A 1,171-nucleotide genomic window follows, 5' to 3' on the forward strand; every position below is an offset into this window, starting at 1 on the left:
GCCCCCGGGGTGGTGGCGGTGGCGGCTACGGCCGCTGAAGCACCGGCCCCGCCCGTGCACGGCCGCAGCCGGCCCGCGCCCCGATCCTGAGGAACGCATGCGCCCTGCCGATCCCGCGCGGCCCATGGACACCTTGCTGGTGTCCACCTGCAACACCCTGAACCTGGCCCTGCCCGGGCGGGTGTTCTATCCCAACCAGGACGCCTACACCCAGGCCGAATTCGAACGCAAGGTCGATTGGCTCGGCGGGCGCCTGCGCGCGCTGAATGCCGATGTGCTGGCCGTGCAGGAGGTGTGGGACGAACAGGCGCTGCAGACGGCCATCGGCCGCAGCGGCCTGCGCTACGACTTCGTGAGCGTGCCCGGCGCCGAGAACACCGGCGCCTCGCACGGCGCCCAGGGCACGCCGCGCGTGGGCATCGCCACGCGGCTGCGCGTCGAATCGCTGCGCTCGATAGCGGAGTTTCCGCCCGCGCTGGCGGTCGATGTGCCGGGCCTGGGAACGCACCACCGGTTCGAACGCCCGCCCCTGCTGGCCACCCTGCGCATGAAGCACGGCCAGACGGTGAACGTGGTCACGGCGCACCTCAAATCCAAACGCCCCAAGTTCCTGCTCGACGCCCTCGGGCAGCCGCTGGAGGACCGCGACGACCGCAAGGTCGCGGCCCTGGCTTCGCTGCGCTCGCTCATCATGCGCGGCGTGGAAGCGGCGGCGCTGCGCTGCCTGGTCGTGGACCTGCTGCAGCGCACCGACGTGCCGCTGGTGCTGCTGGGCGACTTCAACGACACGCCCGACAGCGTGACCACGCAGCTCATCTGCGCGACCACCGAGGTCGCCTACGACCGCAGCGCGCGCGACGTGGCCCTGTACAACGCCTACGACGTGCAGGGCGACGCCGCCCTGAAAAAGGACGTGGCCTACTCGCACATCCACCAGGGCATGCCCGCGGTGCTGGACCAGATCCTGGTCAGCGAGGAGTTCGTGCCCAGCGCCCGGTCGGGCCCGAACACCGGCGACGTGCGGCGGGTCGATTACTTCAACGACCACCTGCACGAGGGGCGCGACCGCACGCGCTCCGACCACGGCTTCGTCCGCGCCTTGCTGCGCCTGCCGATGCCCGCCTCCACGCCCACGAGGCCCACGACGTCCGCCGTGCCGCCTGCGGCCTGA

The 1,171-nt window shown here is 71.8% G+C and carries 1 protein-coding gene; it reads left to right on the forward strand.

Annotated features, from left to right (window positions below):
• Positions 1-97 precede the first annotated feature (97 nt).
• Positions 98-1,171: an endonuclease/exonuclease/phosphatase family protein gene (locus AC27IQ_RS25085; RefSeq protein WP_487091235.1), complete on the forward strand. Its 1,074-nt coding sequence runs from the start codon at positions 98-100 to the stop codon at positions 1,169-1,171.

Source organism: Acidovorax sp. KPB24-07, from assembly GCF_057543315.1.

Coding starts and splice junctions, on each gene's coding strand:
- AC27IQ_RS25085 (WP_487091235.1), top strand. CDS start 98: ATGCGCCCTGCCGATCCCGCGCGGCCCATGGACACCTTGCTGGTGTCC.